This window comes from Cellulophaga omnivescoria, assembly GCF_027915275.1.
In the GTDB taxonomy this organism is placed as follows: Bacteria; Bacteroidota; Bacteroidia; order Flavobacteriales; family Flavobacteriaceae; genus Cellulophaga; species Cellulophaga omnivescoria.
The window spans coordinates 1034167-1058175 of sequence record NZ_CP115819.1; the positions used below are offsets into that span (position 1 = coordinate 1034167).

Consider the following 24009-nt stretch of genomic DNA (forward strand, 5'->3'; position numbering starts at 1 on the left):
ATTTTTATAAAATTGAGCTATTTTTTTTGGCAATCAGATTTAGACTACTTAATATATTTAGGTATAATTATACTTGCAATAGCAGGTTTGCTAGCTTTATATACTTGTGTACTTTCCTCTTTACACTTATACAACACTAACAAATTTAATTGGACTTGGGTGTTAAGTACTGTATTAGCAATTTTTAACGCCATTATATTTATATATTATTTGATACAAAAAAAATAAACCGCATCAACTAATAAAAAGTTAGACTTTTTGTTTTATGAAAAAACTATTACTATATATATTTTTAGCTACATCAATTTGCAATGCGCAACAAATGAAAATGAAGAATTACAATAAAACCGATTTAGAAAAATTAAATTTAACTGGAAAAGTAAAAAGTATAAAAGAGTATACTCAAGTTAAAAGCAATAACAAATCTCCTATTTTAAATACAGAAAAAGAGTTTAATTCAAGTGGGTTTTTACTAAAGGAAACCGTTTATTCTTATGGAAAAATATATAGCATTACAAAATTCAATTATCTAAATAGTAAATTAGACAGCGAAACTGAAAAAATACTTGGGCCTAGCGGCTATACAACGGTAAAAAAATATTTTTACAAAGAAAGCGAACTAGAAACCAAAACTTTTGAGGATGATGAATTGGTAGAATCATCCATTACAAAAACGGATAAAAACAACAATATTATTTACACAAAAAATAATAACCATTTGTTTGGTACCTATTGTGAGAAAAACTACGAGTATAACCAAAAAAAAAATTAACTACACTAATAGAAAATTGCTACAACCAAGATGGTAAAAATTACAGTAATACCGTTACTTATACTTACTTAAATGGTGTAGTTTCAAAAATGAAGCATACCAACACGGTTGCAAATGATAACGTAGGGTTTGTAGAACATTACACTTATGACGGTTCTAAAAATTGTACAAAAACAGAGGTTTATGTAAACAATGTTTTAGAAAGCAAGCAGACTATGGCCTACCAAAACGGTTTGTTGTATGAACATCGTTTTTTTGAGAAAGGAAAAGAAACAAAATTTATAAGTTATGCGTATGATAGTTTAAAAAACAGTAGTTCTAAAACTGTTAATGAGGTAGGATCGGTAGCAACCATTACTACAGAACACACATACCAGATAGCCTATTTTAATTAAAAACTTAAATTATGAAAGTCACCACCAAAAAAAATGAACAAGTTGCAAATATGATTTTTGCTTCTATTTATCCTCACTATTTAAGTAGAATAGAAAAAAATGGGCGAACTAAAGAAGAGTTAGACCAAGTAATAGAATGGTTTACTGGTTTTAACGCTACTACCTTACAAAACCTTATTGATGAAAAAGTGACGTTTAAAACTTTTTTTAACAAAGCTAAAATTAACCCTAATGAGGATTTAATAAAAGGTGTTGTTTGTGGTTACCGTATTGAAGAAATAGAAGAAGAATTTAAACTGTACAAACAGTGCAGGCAAATGGAAAAATTGATAGATGAATTGGCAAAAGGGCGTAAAATGGAGAAGATTTTACGCGAAAAAAAGAAATAATTTTACGCAGTAACACACAGCCAAAAAACGCTTTATTTAAATGTAATTTTTTTACTAATGCCTACACTAGAAGATCAACTAAAAAACCCTGTTTGGTATTCTTTACAAGAAACCCACAAAAAATTTGCAGTTACATTTAACAATGTAAAATTTTACAATCCCGAGGTATGCCCATTTGGTGCTTTTTATGATACTAGTAGTACTAAAAAAGCCGCTAACAGCTACGCACAAACTACAGATAAATTTTTCTTTGTATCGGAAGCTGAAACTCCATTAATAGACGACTCAACCCTTTTTTTAGAGAAAAAAGTTGAGGGCTGTCAAATGGTTTTAAATACATTAGCAGACGTAAAAATAACCGAAGAAATTGTGTTATTAGACGAGACTTTTAGTGATGAAATTTATAATTTAGTTTGGCTAGTTATGCCTGGTTACTACAGAAAAAGAACCTTTGAAATGGGTAAATACTTTGGCATATTTAAAAGTGGAAAACTGGTTTCTATTGCAGGGCAACGTATGCAAACAAATCTTTTTACAGAAGTTAGCGCTGTTGTTACACACCCAAGTTACACTAGGCAAGGATTAGCAAAACAGCTAATTGCACACAACACCAAAGAAATTTTAAAAGAGAACAAAACCCCTATTTTACACACCAATAAAGGAAACCCAGCAATAGCACTTTATCAAAAATTAGGATACACACTAACAAGAGATATGAATTGGTGGTTGTATGCTAAAAAGTAGTATGCAGCACTATGTAAACTACATACAATTTTTACAAGTTCCGGTTAAAATACAATTTGCACTAGCTACTGTATACCCATTTGGTGCGGTATATTCTACAGGAATTTTTAAACACTCTATAGTATCACAACTGGTACACCTAAAATGAAAGTGAGGCTTTACCTCCTCCTCGTTTTTACATTTTTTACAAATTGCAAAGTATTGCTTGCCGTCTTCAGCTACAATTTTATGAACCACTTCATCTTCACAAAACCTATTTAATACCCTATAAATTGTAGCCCTATTAATAGCTATGCTTAACTGTTTTTCTATAGCATCATGACTAAGTGCTTTTTTAGCATTTATTAGTAAATTTAATACTGCTTCTTTAGTTGGCGTATTTCTTCTGTTCATTTTATTGCGATTGTATCGCAATAATACAAAAATTAATATATATTTGTTTTTAATTGCAACATAGTTGCATTAATAATTAAATATGATAAGGAGAAATGTTATAAAAGCTTTGGCTATTGGTGGTTTACATATTACCGTACAAAACCCCTTATGGAACCTTTTTAAAAACGTGTATAAAATGAATAAAACAGATTTTGATGTAATAATTATTGGCGGAAGTTATGCAGGATTATCTGCTGCTATGGCCTTGGGTAGATCTTTAAAACAAACTTTGGTTATAGATGCTGGTAAACCTTGCAACGCACAAACACCACACGCTCATAATTTTTTGAGTCAAGATGGCAGTAAGCCTGGTGAAATTTTAAAAATTGGAAAAGAACAACTAGCAGCCTACAACAGTGTTACCCACCATAACGGATTTGTGGTTAACGCTAAAAAAAACAAGGCTATTTTTAGTGTAACTACAGACAATGAAAACGTATTTACTGCCAAAAAAATAATTATTGCCACAGGTATTAAAGACCTATTGCCCAATATACAAGGCTTTTCTTCTTGCTGGGGCATATCTGTAATACATTGCCCATACTGCCACGGTTACGAGTACAAAAACAAAAAAACTGCTATAATTGCTAACGGAGAAAGGGCTTTTCATTTGGCATCATTAGTAAATAACTTAACTAATAACAGTACAATTATTACTATGGGCAAAAATAATTTTAGTGATGAAGAACTTACAAAACTTAAGCAGCACAACATTAAAATTAATGAAAAAGAAATTGAAACCATTGTGCACACAAACGGACAGTTAGAAAAAATTGAATTTAAAGACGGAAGCTCTGAAAATTATGATTGCGCTTATGCAGATGTTCCTTTTAAACAAAGCACAAATATTGCAGACCAATTAAGTTGTAAACTCACAGAAAACGGACATATTGAGGTAAACCCTATGCAAAAAACTACAGTAGATGGCGTGTATGCTTGCGGAGACAACAGCTCTAGACTACGTGCGTTATCTAGTGCAGTTTATACTGGTAACTTAGCTGGTGCAATGTTAAACAATGAACTAACTCAGGAAAACTTTTAACTATTTTAACCAAACAGAAAAACCTTAGGCAACAAATTAGTCCGTAATAGCGTCTATTAAGTAAACAAACCAACTAAGACCAAAGTTATGACTAAAAAACAGTTCTGGAGCCAGCTAATACTTTTTGTATGTGCTTTACTTTTTATTTTAATTACAAGAGAGTACCTCTTATACTTATTAATAAGTAAAAAAATAGAATCTTACATTATACACACACTTGTAAATGTATGTGCCAATCTTGTATTAATTGCTGTTTCGTTATTTTTTATTCGTAAAAATGGTTTATTAGAGGTATCAGGATTAAAAAAAAGAAAATTAAAAAAATGGTATTTATTATTGTTTCCGTTAGTATATCTAGTGCTGTTAAACCTTGCCATAATAGATGTTGTAAGCATAGATAATTTGTTGCCTAACGTTTTTATATTTTTAATTTACTCTATTTCTATAGGCTTTGCAGAGGAGTTAAGTATTAGAGGTTTTATTCAGTCGCATTTTATAAACTATTTGGGTAACACAAAAAAGAATATTATTGCATCGGTATTTGCCTCTTCATTGTTTTTTGGAGTTATACATTTATTAAATTTTGATAGCGGATTATACGGCGAATTAACACAAGTACTATACGCCACATTTATAGGCATTATGTTTGGGTTTTTACTAGTAATAACTAAAAGAATATACCCATTAATTATAGTACACGCACTAATAGACTTTGTTGCAGATTTAGATGTGGTTGGTCTGCCTATAAAACAAAAAATTGCCGAGGCTACATCTTTAGAAAATGCCATACTTATTGCCCTACTTGCCCTACCTTGCTTAATTTATGGGTTATTTTTAATGAAAAAATACAAGCTTACAGAAGCTACTGTTAGCAATGTTTAAAAAAGCATTACTTTTTGTTTAACAGTTTATAAACAAGTTCTTTAGTTAAGGTTTTACCTGCTGCTTTTTCTCTTAAAACACTAAAAGGGTATTTAAAAGTACAGCCTGTTTTGTAACCACTACAACCATAGGCTGTTTTGCCTTTTAATACTGTGCCGGTTTTACATTGCGGACACGGCATAGGGTTTGGCACCGCTGTTTGTGTTTGTTTTGGTGCTATTTTTTTTTCTTCTAACACCAACTCAAAATTATCATTAAAACGCAACAAACCATCTTTGGTACCATTGTCTGTTTTAAAACCCTTTAAGTTAACAGTACAACCTTTATCTAACAGTCGTAAATACTGTTTTTCAGATATTTTTTTATCCATATACACAAAAGGCAATACCATTTTACACCCTGTTTTATAGGCGCTACAACCGTAAGCAGTTTTGCCCTTTAACAATACACCTTGTTTGCATTTAGGGCACGTTTTACCCTGTACAGAGGTAATTTTCTTTTCTTTTTCAGGTTTTGCAGCTTTTTCTGTGACTGCATGCGAAATTTTAATGTGTTTTTTTTCAATACGAACCTCATACACCAAGTCATCAATCATTTTTTTCATGTTGTTTATAAAAACACCTGCATGAAAATTTCCGCTTTCTATTTCTTTTAACTGTTTTTCCCACATACCAGTTAGCTCGGCAGAGGTTAACAATTTATTTTTTATAATACCAATAAGTTGTATGCCTGTTTGTGTTGGTAGCAACTGCTTTTTTTTACGCTCTATGTATTTACGCCTAAAAAGTGTTTCTATAATATTTGCTCTGGTAGACGGTCTTCCTATACCGTTTTCTTTCATTAGCTCTCGCATTTCATCATCATCTACCTGCTTGCCTGCTGTTTCCATAGCACGTAGCAAACTAGCCTCTGTGTACTGTTTTGGCGGCTTGGTTTCTTTTTCTAAAAACGAAGGCTCATGAGGTCCTTTTTCTCCTTTTACAAAAGATGGTAATATGCCTTTTTCGGGCTTATTTTTAGCATCCGGATTTTCAAAAACTACACGCCACCCTTTTTTTAGTATTTCTTTACCTGTTGTTTTAAAAGACACTGTATCTACCTTACCTAAAACTGTGGTGTTAGCCACCTCACAATCTGGATAAAAAACAGCAATAAAACGTTTGGTAATAATATCAAAAACCAACTGTTGGTTGTGCTGTAAATTTATTTGCACACCCGTAGGTATTATAGCGTGGTGGTCTGTTACTTTTTTATCGTTAAAAACCTTGGCAGACTTTCTAATTTTACCTGCCAGAACAACTTGCGTAAGGTTTTGGTAATTGGTAAGCTTTTGTAAAATTCCGGCAACTTTAGGGTAAATATCATTAGGTAAAAAGGTAGTATCTACCCTTGGGTAAGTAACTACTTTTTGCTCGTATAATTTTTGTACTATTTTTAAGGTTTCGTCTGCAGAAAAACCAAATTTTGTATTGCAATAAACCTGCAAGCCAGTAAGGTCAAACAACTTAGGCGCATATTCCTTACCCTTTTTTTTGGTGGTAGAAACAATTTCAAAATCGTTTTCTTTTACTTTTGTCGCAAAAGCCTCTCCTTCTTCTTTCTTTAAAAACCTTCCTTTTTCGCAATTAAACAGTGTATCTCTGTACAAGGTTTGCAGCTCCCAATATGGTTGCGGTTTAAAATTTAGTATTTCATGGTACCTAGTTACAATCATTGCCAAGGTTGGTGTTTGCACACGCCCAACAGACAACATTTGCTTGTAACCACCGTGTTTTACGGTGTACAAACGTGTTGCATTAATGCCCAAAAGCCAGTCTCCTATAGCCCTAGAAAAACCAGCGTAGTATAAATTGTCATACTTAGTGGCTGGTTGCAGTTTTTCAAACCCTTCTTTTATAGCCTCTGTAGTTAAAGAAGATATCCATAGGCGTTGCACCTCTCCTTTATACGCTGCCTGGTCTATAACCCAACGTTGTATTAGCTCTCCTTCTTGCCCAGCATCACCGCAGTTAATTACTACAGTAGCTTGGTCAAATAATTTTTTTACAATTTTAAACTGTTTTTGTATGCCAGACTCTTGTACTACTTTGGTTTTAAACTTACTGGGTAGCATTGGTAAGTTGTTAAGGTCCCAACTTTTCCAATGAGGTTTATAGTCGTTAGGCTCACAAAGTGTGCATAAATGGCCAAAAGTATAGGTTACTGCATAGCCATTACCCATAAAATACCCATCATGTTTTGTATTTGCCCCTAGTACAGTGGCAATTTCACGGGCAACACTTGGTTTTTCTGCAATACATACTTTCATAACAAGGTGTAAAAATAGGATTTTATTGGTGGAAGTATTTACAGTTAAGGCATAAAGAAATTAACAAAAAGTTTAGGTACAGGTTTTAGCCAAAAAGTAGGTAAAAAAAACCAACCATACTAAAAAATATACCAATTACACATTTTGGTAATTGCAGCACAAAAAATAGTTTTACATTGTAGGAAAATTTAACAACCAAAAAAAACAACTGCTAAGCCAAATGTGCGTTTACACAACCCTATTGGCGGAATAAACGCAATAAATTGAGTTTATATGTAGTTGTGCGTAATTTAAACCAACCGAAAAACGAATGAAACTTAAAGAAGGCGAAAAAATCATAAAAGAATATTATTTCAGTCGGACCAAGGACACTTTCAACAAAGGAATCTTGACTAATAGCCGACTTGTCTTCATCTCAAAAACGTCAAAAGACAATCAGAGCGAAGAAAATTATCCACTTTCCAAATTGACATCTGTTCGGACTGAAAAGGAGCGGAATGGATTTCGCTCAAAAGTTCTGGGTTTCGCGATTATAGGAATGGTAGTTTTATTAATTGCAACTGGATTTATGATTTTTGGAGAAAGCGAACCAATGTGGACAGAAGTAAGTTATTTCATTCCAGTTTATTTGATTTTAATTTGGCTTATTCGTTTCGGACTAAAACCAGATAAGGTAACAACGAATTTAGTTATTACACAAATGGGTGGAGTTAAAAGATATTCCGCTCGTAACAATAAGGAGTTGGACGAATTTATTGAAAAAATTAACGAACAATTAATTTGAGAGACGGAGAAAAAACTACGCACAACAATGGCTAAACGTAATGCGGGGTTTTGGACAAAATAGAATGGTCTGTTTATATTTATGAGGTCGCTAAATCTTTGGGATTTAGCTTTGGACAAAAAAAATTAAAAACAAAATACAATGCTTTGGCTCAATGCAAACTTAAAAGTTTATCGCTTTCTACTGCCCAATTTGCAATATATTAAACGTTGTAGTGAATAACCCATAAAACCGAAAAAAAATGTTTGACGGAAAAAATTCAAAAAAAATTGAATACTTAGAAGAAGAAAGAAAAAAGCTTTGGGAAAGACTTTCTGTTCTTGAAAAACAAGTTGCTGAAAAACCGTCAGATATTGAAAAAGAAGCTAAACAAGCATCAAGAAAAGCAGCTGAATATAGAAACAAAGCTGAAATTAGACTAAACGAAGCAAACGAAATACACTCAAAATTAGTTAATATAGAATCTGAAATTGATGATAAATTGAGTGATATAACTTCAAATCACACAAAATCAGTTCAAGTTAGTAATGATTTACTTGAAAACAGTACAAATTTATCAAATCTTGTAACAAGAATAAGTGAAGTTCTAGAAGAACATCCAGAAATCGAAGAGGAAATTGAGAAATTAGATAAATTAATTTTAAAAATTGAGGAAAATTCTAGTAAAGCGAATACAACATATAAAGGAATTTTAACCAAGAAAATAGAGATAGACGAACTTCATAGAGAAATCTTAGGTTATGAAGATAAAGACGAAGATGGAGAAATAATTAATGTAGAAGGTTTAAAAAAAGAACTTGAAACATCTTACAATCAACTAACAGAAGTTTCCGGAAATTTAGAAAAAAACCTTGAAAACCTAAAAGAAACAAGTAAAGAACAATACAACGACTTTATCAAAATAAATCAAGATGATATAGAAAGCCTAAAATCAAATTCAAAAAAAGAATATGATAAAATTAATAAGCAAATCGAATCATTACTTCCAAATGCTTTAACCGCAGGTTTAAGTTCTGCTTTTGTTACTAAAAAAGGAGAAGAAGAAGAATTATACAAGGAATATAAGGAGAGTTTTAATAAAGGGATTTTATACATTTCATTATCAGCTTTATTGCCGATTACGATTAGTATTGTTTATCTTTTATCAGGAGCAACTTTAACTGATACAATAGAAAGAGCACCAAAAATAATGTTAGCTTTTCTTCCTCTTTACATTCCATTAATCTGGACTACAATTTCTGCTAATAAAAAGGTCAACTTATCAAAAAGATTAATAGAAGAATACTCTCACAAACAAGTGTTAAGTATGACAATAGAAGGACTTTCTAAACAAATAGAAAACATTGAAAATGCTGATATGTCAGAAGAATTAAGAATAAAACTTCTGAATAGTTTCTTAAATGTAACAAGTGAGAATCCTGGGAAATTAATTTTAAATTATCAAAAATCTGATAATCCCTTTTTAAACTATTTTGACCGAGATAAGAAAAAGAACAAAACAATAGTTGAGACACTTGAAGATAATACGAAAAGCATTATTGAAAAAGCAACAGACGAAATTGAAGATGGTATTATTAATAATGGTAAATAACTATAAATAAAAAAATTACGCACTACAACAAAGTACTGGTGGTAAAAAACAAGTAATACTCATTAATTTTTAGCTAAAGTGCTTCTGTAAGAATCATCATATATTAGTCCTGATTTTGCAATAACAAAGGCTTAGTCTTTGTCTGTTTAAGAACTCCTATATACCGGACTAGCAGATTTTCTATTTGGTATTTATTTGCTAAATTTAGTTCTTAAACCACACCACTAATCATACACAAAACCGTTACTAGCAAGCGAATCCCACCGCATAGTCAAGCACATTTCATTTTTTTCGTGCCTCAAAAAATAAAAAAAGCTTGCCTTTTCCCAACCTCAAACTGAATAAAAAAAGAATTAAATTGGAATTTAATAAAATGTCCGTAAATTTGTCCGTGTACGTAAAAACGTCCGCAAATAATTATGGCAACAATAAATTTTTACTTAGATAAAACCGATAAAAAAGGCTTTGCACCAATTCACCTTCGAATTAACTGTAACGGTAGACAGGTTAAAGTTTCTACAGGACAGAAAATTGAACCTGAAAAATTTGACAAGTCTGAACAGAAAGCGATAGGAACAAGTACGGAATCAAACGAAATCAATCATTATTTAGATTTCTTAAGAGAAAGAACTGATGAACTTTTACATTATTCCAATAAAAAGACTTTTATTCAAGATGATGTTAAAAGAATTTTAAACGAACATATTGAAAACTATAAAGAAAATAATAACGTCAATATCGTAAAAGAACAAGTTTCACTTTATGGAAAACCTTTCACTTTTGTAGATTTATTTGCTGGAGCAGGTGGTTTTAGCGAAGGGTTTCTACAAGCTGAACACAACAATAAGTTCTTTGATTTTGTTGTCGCTAACGATATAAACGAAAACTGTGAATTAACTCACGTTGTGCGATATAATCACCAATTAGGTTTGGATGCAGAATTTCTTAAACAAGATATTACTGAACCAGATTTTTTAGATAACTTACTAGAGAAAATAGATGGCAAAAAAATTGATGTTGTTTGTGGAGGTCCACCTTGCCAAAGTTTTAGTCTTGCAGGAAAACGTAAAAAATTCGACAAAAAAGACGACTTATTTTCCCATTATTTAGAAGTTATTAAGGTATTACAGCCAAAATACTTCGTAATGGAGAATGTAAAAGGTATTTTAACTAAAGAAAAAGGTAAGATAAAAGAGCTTATCATTAAAGAGATAAACTCTATAGTTGACATTAAAGAGATTCCTTCACTCACATCATTTATAAAAAAAGTGCGAGTAGAATCAAATTCTTTTCTATTCGATAGTATTATAAAACGTGTAGAACTTGAAAAACTGCTCGAAAAAGACAAAGAAAGAGGAAAAGCAGATTTTATAAATTTTGTAGAAAATAGGTTTAGAAAACTAACACCAAAAATTGCAGATTATAAAACCAGTAAAACAGACGAGAATATAAATACTATTCGTCACGGTTTTAATCTTTTAGCTAGAGCGAAAGAATGGGAGAAATTAAAGCGTGATATCATAAAAGAAAAAGACTTTTGTAATATTGATAGTGATAATTTTGTGAATACTTTTACTGATTTTCTAACAGAAATCAGTTCAGAGAATGTAATATCTAAAATTGAAAATGCCATCAAAATTTTAAAAGTTCCGACCACTTACAAAAAAGATTGTGACGACATTATTACCGCTTTAAAAATCTATACAACCTCTTTTGATGAATCTATTGAGATTTTAAAATCGCATTGCAATAAATCACAAAAAAAGGAATTAGAAACTATTCTTGAAAGCATTAGGCTTTACAAAATAGAAAATCCTTTTGTTGCTAATGCTTCAAATTATGGTGTTCCGCAAAATAGAGAAAGAGTACTTTTCATTGGTTGTCGCAAAGACCAAAAATATATTTCTGAAATTCCTGCAACCGTTTCTAAAGAAGATAAGGTGACTATTTTTGAAGCACTTTATGATTTGGATTTTATTGGGAACAATCAAGAAGCTCACCGATACGAATTAATCGATATTTCTACTCAATACAATGGAACTGCGAAGAAAATGTCTAAACTTTTAAAGAAAAGAAGAATAGATGGAAAGCCAATTTCTAAAGGTGGAAAATCATTTGCGGAATGGTCGAGAAAAGGAAGATTAATTGAACGCTTTAAACCTCAAACAAAACCTTTTTATGTAAGAAACACAGAAGCACTTGAAAATGGAGAAAAGTATTTCGATATCCTCAATAATCACAAAACAAGTAATCAAAACGAAACTGTTATAGAAAGACTTGGAGTTATTTTAAAAAATGGAGATTATAAAAAAGCGCAACCAGAATTAGAAAAATTAGGTCTTTCGACAAATAAACGAAATTATAATGTTTTAAAACCAGACGAACAAAGTTCTACAATAATGACAATTGCAGATGATTATATTCATTACAATTCGCCAAGGTCTTTAACCGTTAGAGAAATGGCACGTTTACAGTCTTTTGACGACTCTTTTGTATTTCAAGGAAGTAATGATATAGGAAGATTAAAATCAGAAAAGTTATCTCTGAACGATATAGTTATCAATGCAACACCACCGCTTTTCGCGAAAGCAATAGCAGAAAAAATTCTTAAGAATATTTAATTAACCTTTGAATAGAGATTTAGCATTAATTGCTGAAATTAAATTTGTTTTAATTCCTATTTCAGAAGAATTGAACTCTTGATATGATTCGTCTATCTCGTGAATTAAGGAAAATTCGTCTAATTCCGACGAATACAATATCCTTTTACTACTTTTAGCTAATCCATTTGCTAAAACAATATAAAAGTCTTCAAAATCGCCATTTTCATTATTTGCAAGCTCTTTAAGATGTTGTAGATTTTTTACTTCCATTTTTGTTAAAATTGTATATTGCAAAATATGAAATCATTTCCAAAAAGAGAATATTTTTTTAATTATACGATACAGGCTTTAACTGAATTAGGTGGCTCTGGCTCAAATGATGAAATAAATAATAAAGTAATCGATATTCTTCAATTGCCTGAAGAATTATTGAATAAAATGCATAAAAACACTAATCAAACTGAGTTTGAATATCAAATGGCTTGGGTTAGAACAATGCTCAAAAACCAAGGATTAATTGAGAATTCTAAACGAGGTGTTTGGGCAATAAAAGCGAATCAAGAAATCACTCTTCCGAAATTTAAAATCAATTTTGATAAAAGTGAAGCTAAAAGAGTTGATGAAGAAATTACTGATGATGAAGAATGGAAAGAAAAATTGCTAAATGTAATTACTGAAAACCTTTCGCCTAACGCATTTGAACGCTTAGTTCAGCGAATATTAAGAGAAAAAGGGTTTTCGCAAGTTGAAGTTACTGGAAGAACTGGAGATGGCGGAATTGATGGAGTTGGTATCGCCAAAATAAATGGTATTTTAAGTTTTCATATTATATTCCAATGTAAAAGGTATAAAGGCAAAGTTGGCGCAAAAGATATGAGAGATTTTCGTGGCGCAATGGTTGGTAGAACTGATAAAGGATTATTTATTACTACTGGTATGTTTACAAGAGATGCAATTGCTGAAGCATCAAGAGATGGAGCGCCAGTAATAGATTTAATTGACGGAGATTTATTAGTTGAAAAACTAAAAGAACTCGGACTTGGAGTTTCTGTAGAATTTAAAGAGGAAGTTACAATTGACGAAGACTGGTTTAAAAACTTCTAACTGTTTTCTTTTGCGTTAGGGATAGAAGTGGAAAGCCCACAGTGAGGCACGAGCGAGGACTTGTAGCGGATAGCCCGACCTTTAGGTAACGCCCAAATTATTTTTATTCCAAGTTTCTCTTACTTTAATTGAACCAACCGAAACAGGATTAAAAAAATCTATAATGGATGCGACAGGTTCTGTTCGTAGCTATTTAAAAAGTGAGAATATACACGACTACGAATTACAAAGTCAAGGTACAGAGAGTAAAGTAATGATTCCAGCAATTATTCATACTGGATTTAAGATTATAAAATCAAAAGCATCTCTATATCGCCCTTCAACTAAAAAAGGAGACCCACGGATTTGGTTTTATGGTTTAACAAAAGTTACTGACCCAAATGATATTATTGGTATCACTTTTTACAACGATAATTTTCAAGTTTTTAACTTGACAAAATTAGATATCAAGGAGTTGATTTATTCTTCAATTCTAAATCCATTTCAAGAATTAATTAACGCAATCAATACGACAGAAAATGAAGTTGCTTTGGAACTTTTAGCTATGTTAAGAAAAATTGCAAGCGCTGGTCCAATTCCTTCAATGGTCGATGCTGACACTTCTGTAGGTAGAACACTTGAAACAGCTCTAGGAATTGACATTAATTCCTCTAAACAACCAGATTATAAAGGAATTGAACTTAAATCATTTAGAAACAGTAGAACAAATCGTAAAAATCTGTTCGCACAAGTTCCAGATTGGAAATTAAGTAAGTTTAAAAGTTCAGCAGAAATTCTAGATAATTTCGGTTATGAGCGTGATGATGATTTTAAACTTTATTGCACAGTTTCTGCGATTACAAGAAACTCACAAGGTTTGAATTTAAAAATTGATAACGACATAAAACAATTAATTGAAAATTCTAATAAGCCAGAGGTTGGAGATTTTGTAGTCTGGACATTGGACAAACTTCATAACCGATTGAAATCTAAACATAAAGAAACTTTTTGGGTAGAAGCTGAAAGTATCAAAATTGATAACCGTGAACATTTTCAATACAAGTTGGTAGAACACACAAAAAAGCCAATAACCTCGCAATTTGACTTATTAATTGAACAAGGAATAATAACACTTGACCATTTAATTAAACGAAATTCAAAAGGAAAAGTTATTGAAAAAGGTCCGTTGTTCAAAATCAAACCAAAAGGGATTGAATTGCTTTTTCCACCGAGTGAAAGTTATAATTTGATGGCATAGTAGAATTGCCAACGCACAAAGCCATGCACATTTCCAGACACGACATCCAAGCTACGCCAAAACTGTAAAAGAGTATGTCTTAGCCAACGCTAGCAAGTTTACGGAAAAACGTCAGTCAGGTAACAAAGTACTGTGGTAAAAAGCAACTAATTTTTAACTAAAGTGCTTCTGTAAGAATCATTATATATTAGTCCTGATTTTGCAATTGCAAAGGCCTAGTCTTTATCTGTTTAAGAACTCCTATATGCCGGACTAGCAGATTTTCTATTTGGCATTTATTTGCTAAATTACGTACTAAACCGCGCAGTAAACCATATACAAGTACGTTACCAACAATAAAATTTAAACAAATTATGGTAGAATCTAATAATAAAATTGACTTATCAAAATTCACCTTTTCTTCGGGTGTTGAATTATTAAATGGAGAAGTAATAATGATTTCTCATCCTTTTGGTATGGATCCTGAAAAAAACCCAAAGAGCGTATTTTTAATTAGAGATAATAAAGGAAATTGGTCTAACGCTGGTAGTGTAAGTTGGCTTCCCGAAGGTATATCTAGTAATATAAATGAGGATAAAATATTTTTAACGCACTGGGGCGGATCTTGTTTAGAATTTAATAAAGCTGATACTATTTTCTCTAATGTTTATAAAACTGAAGATGATAAAAACGATCCTCCCAGTGAAATTAGATTTTCTAAACTAGTTGATGGAGAATTATATGTTGGAGGAACAAATAGATTTATATTTAAACAAATAAATGCAAGTTGGGAGGAAATTAGTATTGAAGCTATGAAAGGTGAACCTATGCCGAGTAGTTTTGAAAATATTACAGGATTTGATTCTCAAGAATTATATGCTTTTGGATGGGAAGGAGTAATATGGACAAATAAAGGCGGCAAATGGTCTGAAATAGAAACACCAACCGATGACATTTTATTAGATGGAGATGTTTTTGATGACAAAGTTTATATTGCTGGTCAAATGGGAATAATTTTGGAAGGTAGAGGAAGTCAATGGACGGAATTGGAAAGTGAAGTCTCTGATGATGATATAGACTCTGTTTGCACATATAATGATGCTATTTACTTCTCTAATAACTTTAATATTCTTAGGTTAAAAGATGGTGAACTTGAAGTTTTTGTAGAAAGTACACCTGAGTTTTCGACATTTAAACTATTTAAAGGTCCAAGTGGACTTTGGTCTGTATCAGATAAACATTTAGCTCTGTATAATGGAAAAGAATGGAAGTTGATGAGTTAAGAATAAAACTGTTGGTAACACCAAATAAAATTAATTGTTATTTATAACCTACTTACAAATCCCGAAATGTAGGGACTAGCAAATTTCTATTCGGTTTTTAGTTGCTAACTTTAGAGCTTAAACCACGCAACAAACCAATTACAACAACCTTGTTAGTAATTTAATTTAACAAGAGCCATTAGTGCATAAATAAAATGAGATGAGAAATACATTAAAAATACTTGCTATAACTAGTATTACCCTATTATATTCTTGTTCTAACAAATTGGAAGAAAAAATTACCAAAAATTGGAGAGTACAAAAAATGGAAAAAATGACACCCGTAACTTTAAACAACTACGTTCCAATAAAGGTTGATATAAACTCCAAAATGTCGTACAACTTTCTGCCCCAAAATAAGGTTAAATTAATAACACAAATGGGATCAAGTATGCAAGGTACATGGCATATTAATGATAGTATTATAAGCATCTATATTAAAAAAGAGAAAAAAGAATTAAATATTTTAAAATTAACTGATAACGAATTAGTTTTGGCTTCAGAAAAATTTAAATTTTATTTAAAAAATTAGTACTCCGTTATTAAAACAACTGCAACGCCCCAAGCATAAAATTTAGTGCCAACAAGTAAAAAGTTAAAACAGAATATTATATTTACTTGCTGTAAAACCAGAACAATAAATTGAACTTAGATAATAATTTAATATTTTTCTTTAGTGCACTGGGGGCTTTTAATAGCTTAATTTTAAGTCTGTATTTTTTATTTTTTTGTAAACCATTAAATAATTCTAATTACTTTTTGGGCTTGTTATTAGCTGCTTTAAGTATTAGAGTTTGGAAATCTTTATTCTTTTATTATAATCCAGATTTATCTAAAAACTACTTGCAAATTGGCCTATCGGCCTGTTTTCTTATAGGACCCTTTTTATATTTTTATGTAAAATCTAAAACAACGGCATACAAGCAGTATCGCAAATCATTAGTTTTTCAAATATCAGTTTTAACAGTAGTTATTTTTGGTATAGGCTTGCTATACCCTTACACTGCAAATATAGAGCTTTGGACTACTTATTTTTATACCGTAATTAACTATCAATGGTTGGCATATATAGTAGTTTCTGCTTTTTTATTAAAAAGTGCCTTTAAAAAAATAACAAACAAAAAAGAAAAACTAAACTATGATGATGTTTGGATGCTAAGCGTATTTTTTGGTGTTTTTATTATTTGGATTGCTTACTATACCGCTAATTACACATCGTACATTTTGGGTGCTTTTTCATTTACGTTTGCCTTTTACTTATCTGGATTACTGTTATTTTATAAAAGAAAAAAAGATTTTATTACATCAGAAAAGAAAGAAAAATACAGTGCAATACAATTGCAAAAAGATGAAGTACAACAAATTGTAAACAAAATAAAATTTGCTTTTAAAGAGGAAGAATTATATAAAAACCCAAATTTAACTTTACCTATATTGGCTAAAAAAATAAATATTAGGCCACAGTTACTATCGCAAGTTTTAAATAACGATTTAAACAAAAGCTTTACACAATTTATTAATGAATATAGAATTGAAGAGGCTAAACTGCTTTTAAAATCAAAACCAAACCTAAAAATTGATGTTATTGCAGAGCAAAGTGGCTTTAATTCTAAAAGCACGTTCTACACCGCCTTTAAAAAAGTAACCAACACAACACCAACTAAATACATTAATAAGTAATGTGTTGCAAAATTCCTAATGTATACTTTAGGAGTTTTATGGTATAAATCTGTAACAACCAAAAAGAAGATTGCTATTAGTATTGCTGCATTAATTATAAACAATAATGCACATATGAAACATTTTTTTTTAACCATTGGTTTTTTAATAGTAAGCAATATAACCGTTGCCCAAACAGACAGGTCTAAAATAGAAACCACTATTTTAAATTACATAAACGGCACATCTTACAACCAACCCAAACTTATAGAAAAAGCATTTTATGCTAATGCCAATTTATATTTAGAGAACAAAGAAAAAACGTTATGGGTAGTTCCTGCAAAAGAATATATTGGCTGGTATAAAAACAAAAAACAAGGAGAATTTAATGGGAGAATTGGCAACATCATATCTATAGATAATTTTGAAGGTATAGCTACCGCTAAAGCAGAAATTCTTTTTCCTGAGAGTAACTCTAGGTACATAGATATGTTTCTCCTTAAAAAAATTAAAAACCAATGGGAAATTATTAGCAAATCTGCAGCTAGTGAAAACAGCAATCAACAAGGAAATAAAATTTTATTTATAGTATCTAACGCATCATTTTATGGAGATTCTGATATTGCTACAGGCAATAGTTTTTCTGAAATAACCAATGCCTATACTACTTTTAAAAATGCTGGTTATACTGTAGATTTTGTTAGTCCTAACGGCGGAAGCATTCCGTTAACGTACATAGACACATCAGACCCGTTACAAAAAAACCTTGTGTACAACAAAGACTTTATGTACGCACTAAAACACACTAAAAAACCAATAGAAATTATTGCTAAAAATTACAAAGCTGTACACTATATTGGTGGTGGTAGTGCTATGTATGGCGTGCCAGAAAACAAGGATATCCAAAAAATTGCTATGGAAATTTACGAGGAGCATAACGGAATTATATCTTCCGTTTGCCACGGTACAGCTGGTATTGTAAACCTTAAAACTAAAGATGGCCGCTATGTTTATGAAGGTAAAATTGTTAATGGGTATCCAGATTCTTTTGAGAAAAAAGATGCTGAATATTTTAAACATTGGCCATTTTTAATTCAAAAAACCATAGAAGAAAGAGGTGGTATTTTTCAGTTTTCAAAAAGAAATACATCTCAGGTAGAAGTACAAGGGAACTTAATAACTGGGCAAAATTATTTATCATCTAAAGATGTTGCTTTACAAATTATTGAACGTTTAAAATCTAAAACCAACTAAACCTAAGCAAGTAGCATTACTTAGCGCTTAATAAAAGTAATTTGGGTTTGCTTGTTTGTATTTTTCCTAACGGAAAGTATAACAAGCAAACTCTTTTTTTTTAATTAATAAGGTTAAACCTTACAGATATAAACTGTTTTTAGGCAAAAAAACATTTACTAGTACAAAATCATAGCAATTCCTTTAATTTTATAAAAATAATAACGTAGATGTAAAATTATTAGACCACATAATTTATACAACCCAAACTACATTAAAAATGACAAAAAAAGAATACGCTAAGTATTTAGGAGATATTATAGATGAAGTTATAGATTTAGATGTTGAGTCTGATGATTTAAGTGATCAATTTTATGGTTATTTTCAGGCATTTATGCCCAACGGAACTAATCTTGAAAAGGTGTTTAAACCAATTAAAGAAGGAGACCTTTATTACAAACGATTGCTGAAAATTTTTAACGCTACTAAAGGCATCTTTAATGAATTAGCTACAGAAGGAAAAACTCCCGCGTATTTTTGTCCGGCTCCTACAAAAAACAAAGAGTTATTACTGTTATACGGAGAAAAATACATTAAAAACTTAACACTGTTCTCTAAAATTACAGGCGACCAGGAGTTTATAGACACTATGTCTCAAATTAAAACTGTAGAAATTTCGGATCTTGATGTTAGAACAAACAAAAACGACACCAACGCCATAGTTTATGAGTCAATTTCTGATTGGTTTATAGACAATACAGATTACAAAGCAACTATTGAAGTGTTAAGCGAGGCATACTACGCTATAAATTGTGATTATAATCTTTCGTATTATTTGCAGTATCCGTCTTACCAACAAAAAATAAATTTTGATGTTTTTGAGCCATACTTTAAAATATGGGAAATGGGGTATTACTGTTGGTTTAACCAAGGAAAACTAGTAATAGGAAAATAATATAAAATATATAATCATTTAGTTGCATTAACTAATAAAAATTGAAGTAAGTTACTATGGAAAAATACATAATTTCTTTAGAGAATTATATGTCTAACGAAAAGAGAATAGACACTACAGTTTCTTCTACTAAACAAGTACTAGAACAATACAAAAGCATTAATTGGTTTAATTTACTAACCAAAGCTACACCAGAAAACCAAAACGATTCTGACATAGTTGAAGATAATTCTTGGAATTTTTCTGTTTCGTTTAAAAGAAACAGAAAAGAATATATTTTGCATATTCATCCTCACCTGTATCCAAGTCCAAGTGTACAGCCCAATCAAATTAAATTGGTTTTAGAATATATGTCGTCTAACATTGTACCTACCTCAAAACTTAGTCAGTTTTTTGGAGGTTCTAAAGAAAAGTCTGTAAAAGAACATCAAACAGCCGCTACGGGTGTTTTACAAGATGATGCCCTAACTCACCTTTCAAATTTTTTAGATGGTAACCTTACAGATTTACATAGGTTTGGCAGCCTCTCTTTAAGTACAATTACCGATGAAAGTTATAAAGTATACTAAAATATAAGAAAACAGAATTAATTATAATTTATACAAAAAACTAAACTAGAGCGTTAAAGTTGCGTTTATTTATAGTTGTAGGCAATTTAAAGCGTAAACCATTAAAAACTGAAAATTGTATGAATAGAGTTTTAAAAATATCCTTTTTTTTTCTACTAATAATTTTTAGCTGTAAAGCTCAAAATAGCCAATTATCCAATTTTATTCCCAAAGGTTATACTGAATTTGAAAAATATTCTGGAGACCTTAATAAGGACGGATTGGTAGATTATGTTTTGGTAATTAAAAAGACTGATTCGGCAAATGTTGTTATGAATCAATTCAACAAAAAAGTTGACCGGAATAGGCGTGGAATTATTGTACTATTTAAAAATGCAAACGGTTATGAACTTGCTGATAAAAATTTAGAATGTTTCTCATCGGAAAATGAAGATGGTGGAGTTTATTTTGCGCCAGAATTATGGATTGAAATTAAAAACAACAAATTATATATCCATTTTGGACACGGCAGATACGGATATTGGGAATATACATTCAGATTTCAAAACTCAAATTTTAAACTAATTGGATACGATTCGAGTAGTAATCGTGGTCCCGTTATACTTAAAGAAACAAGTATAAATTTCTTAACAAAAAAGAAATTAGTAAAAGAAAATACAAATGAGAACGCAGAAAGTGGAGATGAAATATTTAAGGAAACTTGGAATAATATTGAAATAGATAGTTTAATAAAACTGTCTGAAATAAAAGACTTTGACGAGTTAGAAATGTATAAATATTAACTAAAAAGCAGCCCAGAACAAAGCCTAAAGCTAATGCAGATTTTTGTGCTTAGATGAAAACTTACAACCTCCTCCGCTGCAAACATAGACAGCACACCTCCTTACTATGCTTAATTTAAGCCTTGGCAACAAGCTAAAAAATTTCATCACCTATAATTAAATTCACTCTATTTCCAATTTTCTAACTTATAGTCTTCAATTTTTTTATTAATAAATTCTACCTCATATAAATGGGGACATTCAGAATCTCCAAATACAGATGAACTTAATGGTCTTTTAGAAGGAACTTATACGTTTAAAGCTGTTGCTACAGATAACGATGGGGCTTCTACAGAAACGCAATTTACGTTAACTGTAATAGCAGAACAAAACCCATCTGAGAATTGTAGCTTTAATACACCTTCTCAAACTGGTTTAGAAGATTTTGATATTAAAAAGTTTTCTAACGTTTTTGTATTAGGGACAGGAGGTCCATCTTTAAATAACTTAAAAACATTTACTATTAATTGGAATTCAAGATACAATGGATTATATCAATTTTCAATAAATACAAATAACGGTATTCCTGATTATTATATAAATTTAAAACCTAATATCACCTTTCAGTTTAAAAATGCGAATCCAGAAATATCTATTAGCAATAGCTTAATTCCTAATTTTGATGGTGATTACTGGGTAACATCAGATAATGGTAATTTTGTGATGGTTTCTAAAACTAATAATTTTACATTATACTTTAGTAACGAAACTACTGCTCCTATTTGTAATGTTATGTCTGATAACCAAGTAAATAAAATTTCTAATGATTCAGGTATTAACTTTAAGCTTTTTCCTAATCCTGCTGTAAATGAAACTATTTTTGTGAGTGCTAATGATGAAAAAATAGTTTATGTTAAGGTTTATGATTTACAAGGCAAGCTATTAATTGGTAAGCAAGACAATAGTACTTTGTTAAAAATAAATATTTCTGAAATTCCACCAGGAACATATGTTATAGAAATTACAGGTACAAAATCTAAAAAACGTTCTTTATTTGTAAAAAAATAGTACTTATAAAAGACTATTAAAATTAGTAACAATAAAAGCGGAATATCTATCACTAGGTATTCCGCTTTTTTTTTAGTGTGCGCGCCATAATTTATTACCCTACACTCCTATTTTTTCACTTTACACATTACAAATTTAAAGGCATAAAAGCACACACTTTTTATGCTTTTTAAGCACTTTTTCTACCTCTACTTTTATAATATTCACGCTATCAACTAATTATTTAAAATAAAAAACATATATTTGGGTGCCCAGTTTGGGCACCCAATTTAAAACATATTAAAATTAAAACACAAATTGTATTTATTATGGGAGTTTCTGGTGTAGGCAAAAGCACCATAGGTAGTTTATTATCTAAAGAGCTTTCTATTCCTTTTTTTGACGGAGATGACTACCATCCACAGCATAATATTTTAAAAATGTCTAAAGGGAAACCTTTAAATGACAACGACCGTCTGGGATGGTTACAAACCTTAAACCAACTTGCCATAACTGAACTTAAAAATAAAGGCGCAGTTATAGTTTGCTCTGCACTTAAAGAAGATTATAGAACTATTTTAAGCAATACCATTAAAAATGATGTAAAATGGGTGTATTTAAGCGGTTCTTATGAGCTAATTAAAAATAGAATTAATGATCGCAAAGGTCATTTTATGAATTCAGATTTATTACAATCTCAGTTTAACACATTAGAAGAACCTAAAAATGCAATTAAAGTAAACATAAGTTTAACTCCCAATACTATAGTACAAGTGATACGTAAACAATTAGAGAATACAGCAGAGTTTGGTTTGTTTGGATTAGGTGTTATGGGCAAAAGTCTTAGCCGCAACTTAGCACGTAAAGGATTTAAAATATCATTATTTAATAGACACGTAGATGGCAAAGAAGTATATGTTGCTAAAAATTTTAAAAATGAATATAAAGAATTAGCCAATGCTTTACCTTTTGATGCTATAGCTCCTTTTGTAAACTCATTACAAAAGCCCAGAAAAATTATGTTAATGGTTAATGCTGGCAACATTGTAGACCAAGTTATTAAAGACCTGTTACCTTATTTAGAAGAAGGAGATATTTTAATAGACGGTGGAAACTCTAACTACAATAAAACCAAAGAACGTTTTACATATTTAGCGTCCAAACAAATTCATTTTATAGGCGCTGGCGTCTCTGGCGGAGAAGAAGGTGCTTTAAAAGGTCCGTCTATAATGCCAGGCGGAAACAAAAAAGCATACAAACAAGTACAACCTTATTTAGAGGCTATAGCGGCTAAAGACGCAAATAATTTACCTTGCTGTACACATATTGGCACGGAAGGCAGCGGACATTTTGTAAAAATGGTGCATAACGGTATAGAGTATGTAGAAATGCAGTTACTAGCAGAGGTGTTTTCTATTTTAAAAGCTATGGGCAATAATCCAGACCAAATAGCAACAATTTTAAATGATTGGAAAAAAACAGCCAATAGTTACTTGCTAGAAATTACTATTGATATTTTAAGAAAAAAAGATAATGATGATTGGCTGGTAAACAAAATAATGGACAAAGCAGGCAATAAAGGTACTGGTAACTGGACCACAATTGCTACTGCAGAACTAGGTATACCAAGTACTATGGTTGCATCCGCCCTGTTTGCACGTTACATTTCATTTTTTAAAGAAGATAGAGTTGCTGCCAATTTGCATTTTAAACCAACTACTTCACACAACCTAAACCTAACTAATAATGAGCTTTTACAAGCGTATCAATTTGCACGCATTATAAATCATTACCAAGGTTTTAGGTTAATAGATGAAGCCTCTACACGTTACAATTGGGGACTAAACTTAAGCGAACTTGCCAGAATATGGACCAACGGCTGCATTATTAGATCTGATTTTATGTCTAGCTTGGTTACTACATTTAAAAGCACAAACAATATACTTACAAGTAAACCTATAATTGAACAAATAAACACACTTAAACCAAGTGCTAAAAAAATAGTAGCAGAGTGCGTTTTAAACGAAATACCTATTCCTAATTTTAGCGAAGCCATTAATTTTTTAATTGGTTTTGCAACTGCTAGTTCATCTGCTAACTTATTACAAGCACAAAGAGATTACTTTGGGGCGCACACCTACCAAAGAATAGATGATAATACAAATAAATTTTACCACACCAACTGGACAAACAACTAA

At 30.9% G+C, this 24009-nt stretch carries 23 protein-coding genes; 20 read left to right on the top strand and 3 right to left on the bottom strand.

Features of this window, described 5'->3' with window-relative positions; genetic code table 11:
- The first annotated feature begins 265 nt into the window (after positions 1-265).
- The 4 genes from PBN93_RS04580 (at position 266) to PBN93_RS04595 (ending at position 2300) form a co-directional block, all read left to right on the top strand.
- The gene (locus PBN93_RS04580; protein ID WP_271081563.1) at positions 266-772 is read left to right on the top strand and encodes a hypothetical protein; all 507 of its coding nucleotides are present in this window, start codon (positions 266-268) and stop codon (positions 770-772) included.
- Positions 773-861: 89 nt separating this feature from the next.
- Entirely contained in the window at positions 862-1167 is a 306-nt protein-coding gene (locus PBN93_RS04585) for a hypothetical protein (protein ID WP_271081564.1), read from the top strand.
- Positions 1168-1178: 11 nt separating this feature from the next.
- Positions 1179-1556, top strand: a complete 378-nt coding sequence (locus PBN93_RS04590) for a DUF2200 domain-containing protein (RefSeq protein WP_077403961.1) — start codon at positions 1179-1181, stop codon at positions 1554-1556.
- A gap of 57 nt (positions 1557-1613) precedes the next feature.
- A complete protein-coding gene (locus PBN93_RS04595) occupies positions 1614-2300 on the top strand; it encodes a GNAT family N-acetyltransferase (protein WP_077403958.1) in 687 nt (228 codons plus the stop codon).
- An 18-nt stretch (positions 2301-2318) separates the two neighbouring features.
- Here PBN93_RS04595 and PBN93_RS04600 read toward each other — a convergent pair whose 3' ends face one another.
- Positions 2319-2693, bottom strand: a complete 375-nt coding sequence (locus PBN93_RS04600; RefSeq protein ID WP_077403955.1) for a Fur family transcriptional regulator — start codon at positions 2691-2693, stop codon at positions 2319-2321.
- A gap of 82 nt (positions 2694-2775) precedes the next feature.
- On the opposite strand from PBN93_RS04600, the gene PBN93_RS04605 reads away from it, so the two are divergent.
- Both PBN93_RS04605 and PBN93_RS04610 read left to right on the top strand, forming a co-directional pair.
- Complete coding sequence (locus tag PBN93_RS04605; RefSeq protein ID WP_271081565.1) at positions 2776-3777, top strand: NAD(P)/FAD-dependent oxidoreductase; 1002 nt, start codon at positions 2776-2778, stop codon at positions 3775-3777.
- 87 nt (positions 3778-3864) lie between these two features.
- Positions 3865-4659: a CPBP family intramembrane glutamic endopeptidase gene (locus PBN93_RS04610; protein ID WP_271081566.1), complete on the top strand. Its 795-nt coding sequence runs from the start codon at positions 3865-3867 to the stop codon at positions 4657-4659.
- Between the two features lie 7 nt (positions 4660-4666).
- Here PBN93_RS04610 and PBN93_RS04615 read toward each other — a convergent pair whose 3' ends face one another.
- Complete coding sequence (locus PBN93_RS04615; RefSeq protein ID WP_271081567.1) at positions 4667-6967, bottom strand: DNA topoisomerase 3; 2301 nt, start codon at positions 6965-6967, stop codon at positions 4667-4669.
- A 310-nt stretch (positions 6968-7277) separates the two neighbouring features.
- On the opposite strand from PBN93_RS04615, the gene PBN93_RS04620 reads away from it, so the two are divergent.
- From PBN93_RS04620 to dcm, 3 genes are all read left to right on the top strand, one after another.
- The gene (locus tag PBN93_RS04620; RefSeq protein ID WP_271081568.1) at positions 7278-7751 is read left to right on the top strand and encodes a hypothetical protein; all 474 of its coding nucleotides are present in this window, start codon (positions 7278-7280) and stop codon (positions 7749-7751) included.
- 241 nt (positions 7752-7992) lie between these two features.
- On the top strand, positions 7993-9342 hold the full coding sequence (locus tag PBN93_RS04625; protein ID WP_271081569.1) for a hypothetical protein: 1350 nt from the start codon (positions 7993-7995) through the stop codon (positions 9340-9342).
- 419 nt (positions 9343-9761) lie between these two features.
- Complete coding sequence (gene dcm / locus PBN93_RS04630) at positions 9762-11963, top strand: DNA (cytosine-5-)-methyltransferase (protein WP_271081570.1); 2202 nt, start codon at positions 9762-9764, stop codon at positions 11961-11963.
- On the opposite strand, the gene PBN93_RS04635 is transcribed toward dcm, so the two are convergent.
- The gene (locus PBN93_RS04635) at positions 11964-12215 is read right to left on the bottom strand and encodes a hypothetical protein (protein WP_271081571.1); all 252 of its coding nucleotides are present in this window, start codon (positions 12213-12215) and stop codon (positions 11964-11966) included. It abuts the gene before it with no gap.
- 27 nt (positions 12216-12242) lie between these two features.
- On the opposite strand from PBN93_RS04635, the gene PBN93_RS04640 reads away from it, so the two are divergent.
- The 11 genes from PBN93_RS04640 (at position 12243) to gndA (ending at position 24009) form a co-directional block, all read left to right on the top strand.
- On the top strand, positions 12243-13049 hold the full coding sequence (locus PBN93_RS04640; protein WP_271081572.1) for a restriction endonuclease: 807 nt from the start codon (positions 12243-12245) through the stop codon (positions 13047-13049).
- 163 nt (positions 13050-13212) lie between these two features.
- The gene (locus PBN93_RS04645; protein ID WP_271081573.1) at positions 13213-14286 is read left to right on the top strand and encodes an MvaI/BcnI restriction endonuclease family protein; all 1074 of its coding nucleotides are present in this window, start codon (positions 13213-13215) and stop codon (positions 14284-14286) included.
- A gap of 353 nt (positions 14287-14639) precedes the next feature.
- Positions 14640-15548, top strand: coding sequence for a hypothetical protein (locus PBN93_RS04650; protein ID WP_271081574.1), 909 nt, complete (start codon positions 14640-14642; stop codon positions 15546-15548).
- A gap of 199 nt (positions 15549-15747) precedes the next feature.
- Complete coding sequence (locus tag PBN93_RS04655; protein ID WP_271081575.1) at positions 15748-16119, top strand: lipocalin family protein; 372 nt, start codon at positions 15748-15750, stop codon at positions 16117-16119.
- Positions 16120-16346: 227 nt separating this feature from the next.
- Complete coding sequence (locus tag PBN93_RS04660) at positions 16347-17267, top strand: helix-turn-helix domain-containing protein (RefSeq protein WP_271081576.1); 921 nt, start codon at positions 16347-16349, stop codon at positions 17265-17267.
- Between the two features lie 18 nt (positions 17268-17285).
- The gene (locus PBN93_RS04665; RefSeq protein ID WP_271081577.1) at positions 17286-18500 is read left to right on the top strand and encodes a nuclear transport factor 2 family protein; all 1215 of its coding nucleotides are present in this window, start codon (positions 17286-17288) and stop codon (positions 18498-18500) included.
- A 259-nt stretch (positions 18501-18759) separates the two neighbouring features.
- The gene (locus tag PBN93_RS04670; protein ID WP_077404796.1) at positions 18760-19434 is read left to right on the top strand and encodes a hypothetical protein; all 675 of its coding nucleotides are present in this window, start codon (positions 18760-18762) and stop codon (positions 19432-19434) included.
- Between the two features lie 56 nt (positions 19435-19490).
- Positions 19491-20003, top strand: coding sequence for a hypothetical protein (locus PBN93_RS04675; protein ID WP_077404799.1), 513 nt, complete (start codon positions 19491-19493; stop codon positions 20001-20003).
- A 119-nt stretch (positions 20004-20122) separates the two neighbouring features.
- A complete protein-coding gene (locus PBN93_RS04680) occupies positions 20123-20785 on the top strand; it encodes a hypothetical protein (RefSeq protein ID WP_077404802.1) in 663 nt (220 codons plus the stop codon).
- Positions 20786-21487: 702 nt separating this feature from the next.
- Complete coding sequence (locus PBN93_RS04685; RefSeq protein WP_077404805.1) at positions 21488-21832, top strand: T9SS type A sorting domain-containing protein; 345 nt, start codon at positions 21488-21490, stop codon at positions 21830-21832.
- A gap of 308 nt (positions 21833-22140) precedes the next feature.
- On the top strand, positions 22141-24009 hold the full coding sequence (gene gndA / locus PBN93_RS04690) for an NADP-dependent phosphogluconate dehydrogenase (RefSeq protein WP_271081578.1): 1869 nt from the start codon (positions 22141-22143) through the stop codon (positions 24007-24009).

Bases quoted from the DNA above. Each gene is read 5' to 3' on its own strand.
- PBN93_RS04580 (WP_271081563.1), top strand. From the start codon at position 266: ATGAAAAAACTATTACTATATATATTTTTAGCTACATCAATTTGCAAT.
- PBN93_RS04585 (WP_271081564.1), top strand. From the start codon at position 862: ATGAAGCATACCAACACGGTTGCAAATGATAACGTAGGGTTTGTAGAA.
- PBN93_RS04590 (WP_077403961.1), top strand. From the start codon at position 1,179: ATGAAAGTCACCACCAAAAAAAATGAACAAGTTGCAAATATGATTTTT.
- PBN93_RS04595 (WP_077403958.1), top strand. From the start codon at position 1,614: ATGCCTACACTAGAAGATCAACTAAAAAACCCTGTTTGGTATTCTTTA.
- PBN93_RS04600 (WP_077403955.1), bottom strand. From the start codon at position 2,693: ATGAACAGAAGAAATACGCCAACTAAAGAAGCAGTATTAAATTTACTA.
- PBN93_RS04605 (WP_271081565.1), top strand. From the start codon at position 2,776: ATGATAAGGAGAAATGTTATAAAAGCTTTGGCTATTGGTGGTTTACAT.
- PBN93_RS04610 (WP_271081566.1), top strand. From the start codon at position 3,865: ATGACTAAAAAACAGTTCTGGAGCCAGCTAATACTTTTTGTATGTGCT.
- PBN93_RS04615 (WP_271081567.1), bottom strand. From the start codon at position 6,967: ATGAAAGTATGTATTGCAGAAAAACCAAGTGTTGCCCGTGAAATTGCC.
- PBN93_RS04620 (WP_271081568.1), top strand. From the start codon at position 7,278: ATGAAACTTAAAGAAGGCGAAAAAATCATAAAAGAATATTATTTCAGT.
- PBN93_RS04625 (WP_271081569.1), top strand. From the start codon at position 7,993: ATGTTTGACGGAAAAAATTCAAAAAAAATTGAATACTTAGAAGAAGAA.
- dcm (WP_271081570.1), top strand. From the start codon at position 9,762: ATGGCAACAATAAATTTTTACTTAGATAAAACCGATAAAAAAGGCTTT.
- PBN93_RS04635 (WP_271081571.1), bottom strand. From the start codon at position 12,215: ATGGAAGTAAAAAATCTACAACATCTTAAAGAGCTTGCAAATAATGAA.
- PBN93_RS04640 (WP_271081572.1), top strand. From the start codon at position 12,243: ATGAAATCATTTCCAAAAAGAGAATATTTTTTTAATTATACGATACAG.
- PBN93_RS04645 (WP_271081573.1), top strand. From the start codon at position 13,213: ATGGATGCGACAGGTTCTGTTCGTAGCTATTTAAAAAGTGAGAATATA.
- PBN93_RS04650 (WP_271081574.1), top strand. From the start codon at position 14,640: ATGGTAGAATCTAATAATAAAATTGACTTATCAAAATTCACCTTTTCT.
- PBN93_RS04655 (WP_271081575.1), top strand. From the start codon at position 15,748: ATGAGAAATACATTAAAAATACTTGCTATAACTAGTATTACCCTATTA.
- PBN93_RS04665 (WP_271081577.1), top strand. From the start codon at position 17,286: ATGTATACTTTAGGAGTTTTATGGTATAAATCTGTAACAACCAAAAAG.
- PBN93_RS04670 (WP_077404796.1), top strand. From the start codon at position 18,760: ATGACAAAAAAAGAATACGCTAAGTATTTAGGAGATATTATAGATGAA.
- PBN93_RS04675 (WP_077404799.1), top strand. From the start codon at position 19,491: ATGGAAAAATACATAATTTCTTTAGAGAATTATATGTCTAACGAAAAG.
- PBN93_RS04680 (WP_077404802.1), top strand. From the start codon at position 20,123: ATGAATAGAGTTTTAAAAATATCCTTTTTTTTTCTACTAATAATTTTT.
- PBN93_RS04685 (WP_077404805.1), top strand. From the start codon at position 21,488: ATGGTTTCTAAAACTAATAATTTTACATTATACTTTAGTAACGAAACT.
- gndA (WP_271081578.1), top strand. From the start codon at position 22,141: ATGGGAGTTTCTGGTGTAGGCAAAAGCACCATAGGTAGTTTATTATCT.